This window comes from Enterobacter cloacae complex sp. IR5402, assembly GCF_049238125.1.
Lineage (GTDB): Bacteria > Pseudomonadota > Gammaproteobacteria > Enterobacterales > Enterobacteriaceae > Enterobacter > Enterobacter hormaechei_C.
The window spans coordinates 44340-55126 of the sequence record NZ_JBMKHO010000021.1 but is presented as its reverse complement, the minus strand read 5'-3'; the positions used below and the strand labels follow the sequence as shown (position 1 = coordinate 55126).

The 10787-nt window shown below is 41.4% G+C and carries 6 protein-coding genes and 2 pseudogenes; all 8 read right to left on the bottom strand.

Translation table 11 applies throughout. The features are described 5' to 3' along the window. Positions 1 to 94: 94 nt before the first annotated feature. Positions 95 to 1132 (bottom strand): annotated as a pseudogene (locus ACOTXL_RS22220) (ATP-binding protein); the annotation flags it as partial. 563 nt (positions 1133 to 1695) lie between these two features. Further along, on the bottom strand, positions 1696 to 1995 hold the full coding sequence (locus ACOTXL_RS22215; protein WP_045350957.1) for a helix-turn-helix domain-containing protein: 300 nt from the start codon (positions 1993 to 1995) through the stop codon (positions 1696 to 1698). A 352-nt stretch (positions 1996 to 2347) separates the two neighbouring features. Next, the gene (locus tag ACOTXL_RS22210; RefSeq protein WP_000262423.1) at positions 2348 to 3274 is read right to left on the bottom strand and encodes a hypothetical protein; all 927 of its coding nucleotides are present in this window, start codon (positions 3272 to 3274) and stop codon (positions 2348 to 2350) included. Between the two features lie 11 nt (positions 3275 to 3285). Further along, positions 3286 to 4841: pseudogene (locus tag ACOTXL_RS22205) on the bottom strand (TnsD family Tn7-like transposition protein). A 40-nt stretch (positions 4842 to 4881) separates the two neighbouring features. After that, positions 4882 to 6330 (bottom strand): ATP-binding protein, encoded by a 1449-nt coding sequence (locus ACOTXL_RS22200; RefSeq protein ID WP_001049180.1) that lies wholly within the window; start codon positions 6328 to 6330, stop codon positions 4882 to 4884. Further along, a complete protein-coding gene (locus ACOTXL_RS22195; protein WP_000351437.1) occupies positions 6330 to 8453 on the bottom strand; it encodes a transposase in 2124 nt (707 codons plus the stop codon). The genes ACOTXL_RS22200 and ACOTXL_RS22195 overlap by 1 nt, the downstream gene beginning before the upstream one ends. After that, a complete protein-coding gene (locus ACOTXL_RS22190) occupies positions 8440 to 9282 on the bottom strand; it encodes a TnsA endonuclease N-terminal domain-containing protein (protein ID WP_000090707.1) in 843 nt (280 codons plus the stop codon). The genes ACOTXL_RS22195 and ACOTXL_RS22190 overlap by 14 nt, the downstream gene beginning before the upstream one ends. A gap of 141 nt (positions 9283 to 9423) precedes the next feature. Beyond that, a complete protein-coding gene (locus tag ACOTXL_RS22185; RefSeq protein WP_086531983.1) occupies positions 9424 to 10626 on the bottom strand; it encodes an NAD(P)/FAD-dependent oxidoreductase in 1203 nt (400 codons plus the stop codon). Positions 10627 to 10787: the final 161 nt, after the last annotated feature.

The window sequence follows — 10787 nt, the reverse complement described above, 5'->3', positions numbered from 1 at the left end:
TCATCTCAAAATTGGCGTTAGTGTTAGACATATATTCAAGCCTATCTCTTATCTGGAGATACAGCTACTGTCCGGTGTTTCAGGGGGCTACATCATTCGGATGCTGTGACGTTTCAGGCTCCTCTATGGCATAAATCACATTTCTGGGCGTCCCCGCGACATTCTTTTCAGCCTCAGCCCGAAAAAAATTCAACAGGATAAGCCTCCTTATCCCGCTGCCGCGCTTATTGATGGGGATGCCATTTTCCCCGTCCAGGATGAAATTGAAGGTCCACTTGGGTTTCTCCTTAAATCGTGGAGTCAGTTCACTGGCGAGTTCGGGGGCCATTTCACGTAATTTATCCAGCGTTCTCTGTGCGACATCCAGGACGCTGTCCTGAATCTCATTTTCCAGCGCTGTAATTTTGTCCTGCAGCGCAGCCTGAGCGTCTTTTACGGCCTGCTGTAAGGGGTTTTTAGCTTCGGAATCCCCGTCGCTGCTTTCCCTGTCGGCTTTGAAAATCGCATACGTGGGCAGCAAATCGAGGATCTTACCCCATAATGATTTTGTGTCGGTTCCGAACTCTTTATCGACATCCAGCATAATTTCCGAACAGGTATAGGGGGCTGCGGCTTCCCTGATGGCCTGACGCCATAACGATGCAGTGCGTTTATCCGCCACATTTTTTTCAACTTCTTTTCCCACCGCCTTGAGCTCAGAAATTTTCATGCCCAGTAAATTTCTCAGGGGCTCCTCATCCGGGTGGATGCAGCGGATGCAGGTCTGCTCCGGTTTTCCTGAGGTCGTTGCTTTAAACGTTTTGACGATTTCAAAATTGCCGTCCTCATTCAGCAGATGTTCTGAGGCGAGCGTGGTCTGCACCCTGTCGTCGATCATGATAAAATCGGGCAGGTCATCAAATTCACAGGCTATTTCAAAACGGCCGTCCCCTTCTCTTAGGCTGAAACAGTTCATGTCATTCTTGTCAGCCTTCATTCCTTCTGTTTCAAAAAAAATAGCCAGCGCTTCCAGAAGCGTTGATTTCCCAAAGTCATTACGACCGACAATACCCGTCATGCTTTCATCAATAATGATTTCAGTAGAGTTTCTGTAGCCTCTGAAGTTTTTCAGTTTTAATTTTCTGAGCCGCATATGAAGTCCTGTGTGTAAGAAAGCGTTTTGCTGCAACCTGAATACAAAATATATTTTCAAATGCCTGCCAACAAGCAGGGATAACCGTTATTCAGAATATCTTAACGACATTTCGGGATTATGATCTGGTCGCGCTTTCAGAACTTTACTGCCCCTCAAAACACCGGAAACTAACTTGTGGTTGGTTACATGGCAAAGTTAAAACTCCAGAATCACGGGTAATGATTTCAATGCTTATTATATTTTTTGGAATTGACTCATGAGCTTTATAATTTAAATGATAATAATAACCATTCTTTTATGCGTAATATTTGCTACTGACACTGATGAATTTAAAAGAAGATAGATTTTCATTTACGGATTATTTCCTAAATTCATCGATAATGTGATCGACATAAAATTTTCACTGAAGAATGAAGAGATAATTTAAGGCCGAGCGAAATAGCTCAAAATGGTGTATTTAACATAACAGAAGAAATGAAAGGCTCTATCGCAACCTGATACTTCAGGCCGCTAAGGGGTTAATCTTGTTGAAGAAAAATTAGACCGGGAAGCGCCAGGCGTCACCATTTCTCCCGCCTGGCTGGAAGTGAAGAATAATTGTGCATAGCTCCGTATTCGGGCTTTGCATCTGACAATGGTTCCCTGGATGAAAGTACGATCTCCACTCCAAGGACGCTGAACACCCTAAACAAACGCTCAAAACCCGCACTTGCAGGGTTGGCCTCTAGTCGGGCATAAGTATGCTGTGTTATACCCAAACGTTCAGAAACATCTTTTTGCGTCAGTCCATTGGCTTTGCGAAAGCCGATTAAAACAGGACGTAACTGATTCAAAGTCTTCAAAGCGTATTGAGTGTTCATAAGTGACCTTCCGTATCGACGAGTTAACAAGCATAACGCAGGGATTTACAGCATATAGGCTGTAATGCTCATTAACAGACTATAGGCTGTAATACGAATCCTGCCAAGATGCGGCATCTTTCAAATACAAGGCCGTATTGGGTAAGCAGTACACCGTTATATAGCACCCCTTGCCCCTTTGCTGGAGAGGGACCCACGTGATCGCAGGTCTTTTAGACGTTGTTGCTAACCGGCATCATACACAGGTGGTAACCCCCAGGGAAACTCTATGAGTGATAATTTATTCCTGCCCCAGTCAAAATATAAAACCTTATCTAACTAGCTTTCTTAGTATTTTATAAATGAAGTGAAATTAGCGAAGAAGTTTTACATTGTAAAGTGAGCAAAAATATTTACCATTCAACTGGCAAAATTTACAATCTGCAGCCCTTAGCCTGAGAAAATGCACATTAACAGAATAATCATCAAGTCCGATAGAGGCATAACTTACGTCCTCAAAAATATCAGAAATAAATGAGTTGAAATTACAAAAATTAACTTCACTTAACATCTTGAACACCGCAGAAATATATCTATCATGCATTATCTTGACTTCGATAACCTTAGATAAACTTGAATGCGACTTACATTTGAAGAGATCAAAGAGAAAGTAAATCAGCATATTTTTATTGTCCGAAATCCATTTTAAAATTTTATTACGTGCACATGGTAATATATACACTGGATTTTTGAAAGGGTTTGAAACGTCAACCACAAGGGAACAATAACCATGAGGATTTATTCCACTTATAATTAAGTCACTAAGTCCTTTCACTGCATTCAAATAGTTATCAAAACAAACCTCATATAAACTGGTACTATGAACTGCACATTTAGATTCAAACAACCATCTATGACGCAGATAACCAATGCCTTTAGAGTGTATATCTTCAACAATACATTTGTGACAGTAACGAATGTTTGAGATGTTTACCAATGGATATGAATTAGTTATGTGAAAATTTTTCCGACAGGCATCTTCAACAGCGTTAAAATACCCGTAAACACCAGAAGATAACGACACTATATTGGAAGTTAGTATATAACCATTTCTAGTGGCAAGAATGTCATATATATCCTGCAAGCTATGCAATTTGTACATATCAATCAGTTCGAAACGAGGAAAGGCATCGTACCTTAGTGCGCCATGCTTTGATATTATGTTCCTGCAATTGGATAAGTTATACATTATCTGTGAACGCAGAAGAAAACTGTGCCACAATTCATTTTCGTAAACCATATAACTCCCTCTTATTTAATTAGTTCCATTTTTCTGAGAAGTATCATTGTCATTGGTAGTTTATCTCTGTATTTCAAAAGCCAGCCATGCCCCCCAGTAAAGCATCTAGACTTGTAAGTGACATCGAGTACTGCCCCTGAGATAAAACATCATTTATTAATGATGATGAGATAATATCTCTCTCGCTCCAGTCTACTCTTTTATTTTTATAGCATCGTATTGTTTTAGGAAGACAGGAATTAAGCCAGTCACATTCATGTTTATTTAGCCAATAGAAACTTGCATAACAACTTTCTTTGACTAACTTTCGTGTTATAGAAACGGATTGATTATGTATAAATCTTAATATTTTCTGCTTATGACGCCGTCTTAAAGAATCTTTTTTACATTTTTTACGCCATGAGCATAAACCGTAACAAGATGAAATTACAGAGGATACAGCTCCTTCCGATAATGAGTTTTTCTCAGCTATGGATGCCAGACTAAACCCCCTTACAGCCATAGACTTGATAAGCAATTCAGTGAATATATTAATTTTTGTGTTTCGCTTAAACGCCCTCAGGTATTTTTTATAAATAAGTGTTTTAATGTAGCATCTGCTGCGACTAAATTCCTTCCCAAGGTTGCTAACACTAGTATTATTTTCAACTATATGAAAACTGTATTTCTTATGACTTTTAAAGATTTCTTTCTTTTTATTAGTACGACTTCCTGCATACGTTGGCCAGCAAGTATTTAACAAACAATAACAAAGCAAAAGATGCTTTGTGGGATGCTGACAACATTTGTCTTTGAGTATAGGCTCCCAGTAATGATAATCAGTTAGGGATGTTGGTATAAGTCCCGATGAACCCTCCCCAAATAACTGGCACTTAGCATAAACATGTGCGTAGAATACATTTTTCTTTAAATTTCCATCCAATGATAATAAATTCAACTTTTTAAGTACATCCATGTAATTGGGGTGTGTAATATCTTTTCTTCTGATTATATTTAGGGACTCATAACAAAACTTAGCAAAATCGAAGTCTATCTCATTGCTAAGTTGTTCTGTATACGAAACAGGAGGCATCAGTCCAATACGTATGTGCGGTGAAGAGGGGACATGGATGCTTTCAAGCGCTACCGGATGCCGATGGCAGGTTGTAACCCCATGAAGCTGATGCGCCAGATGCCAATAAGTAACACCATAATGAAAAGTATCTTCACGAGCGCAAACCGGGCAAAACTTCAATAGTGTGCGCTGCCCTAGTGAAAAATTACTAAGGCGGCACAATCGATTAAGCCTGGCAGGGGTCGTGTTGAAATCCATAATTTCATTACGACTGATTGGTAGTGCCCAGGCAAAAAGAGGGAGTAAAGTCTGTTCATGCCAGAGCTGATCTGCACTTTCGGATGTATGAAGAGAAATAGCCTTTAATCCTGAATTGAGAATTGGATGGACGTTCATATCAGGTTTGTTGAAAATGATCGTTAACAGAGAAGATGGGGACATACCGTACACGGTAGTTGTCCGACAAAACCGGCTGAACAAGGATTCATCAGGCAAAACAGGCAACATTCTCATTTCCCACACCTCTCTTTGACCGTTACGAACTGTTACCTCATTACAATTTATTAAGTGGATCTATATTTATAAGCCCGCAACGCTGAAGAGCATCGTAGGTATTTTTCTTTTCAGCTGTTCTGTTGATAACAAGATCGTGGTCAAGAGACAGTATTTTCTCGTCGAAATTGCGCAAAACCTCGTCTATTTTTCCTACGAATTCCTTGTGCTGTGGCCTGTCTATATCCCCAGGGATCAAAGACTTTAGGGACTTCTCTGCCATGATTTTAGCCGAAGCATCACCCTCATTAGATGCAGAGAGCCATTTAGCTTCCTCATCTTCAGTCGCGGCCCCCGGGAGTGGAGTATCCTTATATTCCTCCGTATGACTCACGAGTACCGGTACAGAGGCCGACAAGACTGCGCCAGTGATGATTTCATTGCCGCTACCGATAACCTTTAATTGTGCCCCCCGATAAATCATCTGAGCCAATCCAATATTGCCTTTAGATAAAATGAATAATTTTTCGTTTAACTCATCATTTAATGGAGTTTCAACATTTGTCCATTGTAATGGCCATAAATAATGAATAAACGATTGCCAGTCTTGTGAATCGTATCTAACATTCTTAATTTTCATGTAACCACCAGACTCTGCCCGCCTGGCAATTCTCATTTTCTTTGTCAGCGTCTCGTCAAAAGGATGATTTCCACAAAAAACCATAGATACCCCCATGGAATCTACAATTTCATGTAAAAAATCAATCAACTTACTCTCACCCCCGGTTCTTGAAAATTTAAGCCTCTGCATTTCATCAATAACAAGGATACCCAAAAATGATGATTTAATTCTTTGTGCAATCTGGCGAGCCAGAGCACCATTTCTAATCTCAGGTGTAGTTCGTTCAATACCAATTGCATCATCTAATTTTTGTAAAATCTCTTCACAAAGGTCTCTCACACTTGAATTGTATGGACAATTAATCTTTACCCATACAATTTGCTTACTGAAGCCGGGAAAAACTCCTTTATAGCTGCTGTGTTCTATAATCTGAGGGAAATGATCCATGACTTGCTCAATCATGGTAGTTTTTCCAGAACCACTCATTCCAACTATCGTAATAGTTTCAGCCTGGGATTTAAAATATCCACTTTCTGGCTCAATATCAGGACGCTCATTTCCATAGTAATGAAGATATTGAATTGTTCCGCTTTTTAAAGGATTACGAGCTGCATAGCTTTCCCTAAGTGCCCGTAAGATCATCTTATAAGCCTGGATAAGATTGGTTTGAGGGCAACGGAATTTCTTTATACGTTCGACATACTGCTCTCTAACATTCGCCGGGGCAGTCCAGCGGATTTTTTCGTCAATTTCGGGGAAATAACTCATTTCCAGAAGTACTTCATCTTCCGTAAGCGCTTCAGGAAGTGCTTCAATTAAGGGATTGCCACGATACTCAGGTAACTCCTGTTCTTTATATATCGCTGAAACGCGCCGTATAAGATTCATTATTCTGCGTCCTCAGTCTTCTTCTTACCTTTTAACCATCTTTGTTTCTCCTCCCGGCCAGGCAAAAGCAGAACATTACTGGATGAAGGAAGTAGGGGTTCAGATCTTCCATTAGCAACATGAGTTCGCCCTAATGAATCAAGTTCATTTTTCCTGTTCTTTTTAATATCTTTACCATGTACCCGGCGAGATTCGTATATTTCATTTAATCTTTCGTTACCTTTCCTGTTAAATTCATCTTTATTATTGATATTGCTGAGCGAATCCAGAGTAAATAAATTAATTTCTTTTTGAGTATCTACCCAATCAGCCATTACATCTGTATCAAGATGAGCTTTCCCTTTAAATACATCTCTTTTCTTAAGTAGGTAATGTTTTTTGAAAATGCTATTTTTGTCAAATCTTACATATATATAATCTACGCAATTGTCATCTATTCTTGCTTCACAAGTGGTTCTTCCAAATACTCTGACACCTGATGCAATTTCAGGATCACATTCATAAAAAAGATTATTGTACTGAATCCCACCGGCGGTAATGTTAGCGTTCACAGGGATTAACAATCGTGCGATCACTTCGTCGGCCCCAACGGCTCTTGCGCTGAATCTCCCGTGCTTTAAGCTTATCATCCAACTATTTTTTGGTGATATTACGAGATCATTTTCAATCAGTAAGGGATTGATATAAGCCAGTTCCTCATACGTTCTCTGATTATGTGCAAGTATCTCCCGAATCAGTAAAGACGTGACCTCCTGAATCGTTAAACAAGCCCTGGATTGCGGTGTTGGCTCTCCTTTAACAATCTTTCCCCTTCGTGTTGTTCCAATAAGCCTATGAATAACCTCATCATTCAGAATGCCGAAACAGCGTTCAACAATGCTTTTTCTGTCGCCTCTACCGACTGGCGCAAACTCAAGTTTTGTCAGGGGGGTCATCTCTTCCTGAGGTTTAAGACCAATCATCTCCCCGTTGTCACACATCAATGTTAATGGAATGTGAGAACAAGGCCAATCATCATCAGTAATAGAGATTCCAAATAATCTACAATATTCTTTTTTTGGCATAAAGCAATTTGCTAACGCTTGTCGGGCGGCTCGCCATGAAGCATGGTATAAAGAAACATGAAGGCCAACAATCATTCTTGTTGCACGATCCACCACTGTATAAATAGTAGGACGCCCAATGACTTTTCGTCTGTTTAAACTCGAAATAAGATGTACATCAGCGACAGTTGAGTCTATTTCGAAAACATCACCCGGCAAAACAGTTGTATTAGCCACACTACCTAAAAGCGCCCGCATTTTGAGGTCTATTTCTTTTTTCGTGTTCTTCTTATTTATCGAGAAATCTTTAGTGAAGAGTTTTTTATTCCAGTATGAAAATTGTTTTAAAGAAGGAACATATGGAGCTCTATTTTCTAGGTTTGCTGTTTTAATTTCATCCCTAAAATACAAATCAATATGTCTCTCTAATGTTTTCTTTATCGTATCTCCGTTAACTTTATAATGATACGTAATGAGAGATTTTCTAATATTATTTATATCTCTTTCATTAAGAATGAAAACACGTGATCGTTCATTAGGTAATGCTCTGTTTTTTTTGGAATTCCCAAGTTTAATTTCATGTTTGATTCTACTTTTCCCAGCGGCGCCACAGTTCGAGAATGCGGGTAGCAATGCATAAATATCCTGCCCATGTCGCCAATACAACGCCAGAAGCGTTCTGATAGTATATTGTGATATTTTTTTATTTCTTGAGTAATCCATTAAAAGGTGCGACTTTTTATGTAATGCATAGTCGAACAGAAACATTCTGTCATCTACAAGATCTTTAATGATATTGTAATTTTCATCTCGCCTTCCTCTGTCTTTATCTGTTAATTCTTTCTCATCTACTAACATATATGAAGGATATATATAATCTTTACAAGTTATGCTATTTGATTCAATATAATATTTAAACATTGAAAATGAGAAAGGGATTGGCTTACCCGTTCTTTCTGATTTTATTTTAAACAAAATTAACAAATCGACCTTTCTGTCAAAATCCAAAACACGGTAAAGTCCCTCTGCAAGCAAATCAGTGCCTTGAGAGAGCCAGACTGAATTCCTAATAATATCCATTTGCGTTCAGTCCTATATAGTGGTCATTGGAAATTATCTTTATCAGACCGGTTTCGAGTATTGGATATGATAAATCAACATTTATCATTTTTAATCCAATCATTGCCTGCAATAACATCATCGCTTCTTGTGCGTCTACCCCAAAGATTGATGAAATCATTGCACGTAGTCCTACTATGGGATAAACATCTGGTTTAAGCTTCCATAGGATTTTATCAAGAGGATATTTATCATAAAATTCAGAACCATCTCTTAATACAGAAGTAGCCCAGCAAATGTTTTTACCGACGACGTTATTGAGTTCCGAGCCAACATAAATTTGAAACTCAACATCAATCAACTGCCAAAACATCCTCTCTATTTCAAGTTTTTGGGCTTCGCGTTCAGGTATGCTCTCGTTATGTTTTACTGCTATAGCTTTGTATCGAAGTCCGCCTTCAGGAGTTCTCAAGGTCAGTAAAAAATCGGTTGTCATAACATTCAGAACTTCGACAGGTACTCCTCTTACTCCCCTCACCATAGGATGTTGAAAATGTAGATGATTTGCTATTTGTTGGGTAAGCCGGAGAGGAAAGAGTGGGAATTGTTCCCGGATATCAATCACCGAGTCATTAAACTCAGCCAGATAGAAAAAGTTACTTTCGACAGAAGAAAGGAGATGATGGTTTCGAAACGTCTTAAGGCCAAAGACTATCGAACGGTTTCCACGGGATTTAACGTCCTGAGCTCTAAGCCAGGGCTGATAACTTTGGCCATAGCCCACTCCTATGCCGTCACCTAGCGCATTTTCATAATCCAAATAGGATTTGAGACGCCTACCCCTAGCCATGATCGTACCCTAAAAACGACATTGATACGTACCTATATGTGCATTTTATAGTCTCCAACCTATAACCACACATTCAGTAAGTATACAACATTAGCGTCGTTTTTTGAGAATGGTTACAACTTTAGTGCTTTGTGTACAACTTTATTGTCCTCGGACATCAGCCAGCGCTTGCGCGCATGCCCAGGCACTGGCCCACGCCCACTGGAAGTTATACCCGCCGAGCCAGCCGGTCACGTCCATCACTTCACCAATGAAATAAAGACCCGGCACGTTGCGGGCTTCCATCGTGCGGGATGAGAGTTCGTTTGTATCCACGCCGCCCAGCGTCACTTCCGCCGTGCGGTAGCCTTCGGTGCCGTTTGGCTGTAAGCGCCAGTTCGTCAGCGTCTCCACCAGCGTTTCCTGCTCACGGCTGTTGAGCTGCTTGAGCGCAACATCCGGAATTTGCCCTAACACCTGCAAGCACTCCACGAGACGCTTCGGCAACTGCATCGCCAGGGTATTTTTCAGGCTTTGATTCGGGTGCGCGGCGCGTTGCTCGTTGAGGAAGGCGTCCAGATCGCAGTCCGGCACTAGGTTTACGGAGACAAACTCCCCCGGCTGCCAGTAGCTGGAGATCTGCAATACCGCCGGCCCCGAGAGTCCACGATGGGTAAAGAGCAGGTTTTCGCGGAACACCGTGCCGTCTTCGGCCGTAATGACCGACGGTACAGACACGCCGGAGAGTGTCTGAAGCTGCTCCAGCAGCGGCTTATGCAGCGTGAACGGTACCAGCCCGGCGCGGGTGGGCAGTATCTTCAGGCCAAACTGCTCGGCAATTTTATAGCCGAACGGTGAGGCGCCCAGCCCCGGCATCGAGAGGCCGCCGCTGGCGATCACCAGGTTATCGGCGCTGACGGTCTCACCGTTGAGTTGCAGCGTGTAGCCCTGCTCGTCACGGGCGACGTCCAGCACTTCGGTGCGCAGGCGCATTACTACGCCGCCTTTCTCGCACTCGGCCACCAGCATATCAACGATTTGTTGCGCGGAGTCGTCGCAGAACAGCTGTCCCAGCGTCTTCTCATGCCACGCGATACCGTGTTTACCCACCAGTTCGATAAAATCCCACTGGGTATAGCGCGCCAGCGCAGATTTGCAAAAATGGCGGTTCTGGCTCAAATAGGCCGCAGGCTCGACATAAAGATTAGTAAAGTTGCAGCGCCCACCGCCAGACATCAGGATCTTGCGGCCAGGCTTTTTTCCGTTATCCAGCAGCAGCACGCGACGACCCGCTTGTCCGGCCATCGCCGCACAAAACATACCCGCCGCACCGGCGCCAATAACTACGGCATCAAACCTTTCCACGTCAAAATCCTCTTCGTTAACTGCCGCGGATTGTAAAGTTTCCTCAGTGGTCGCACCAGCGTAAAAAGATATTACAAAGCCATTTCATTGATATTTAAAGATTATCCTTTAAGGCACATTTCTCAAATCAGGTGGTATGTCAAAAAAAGTCTATATTTCAC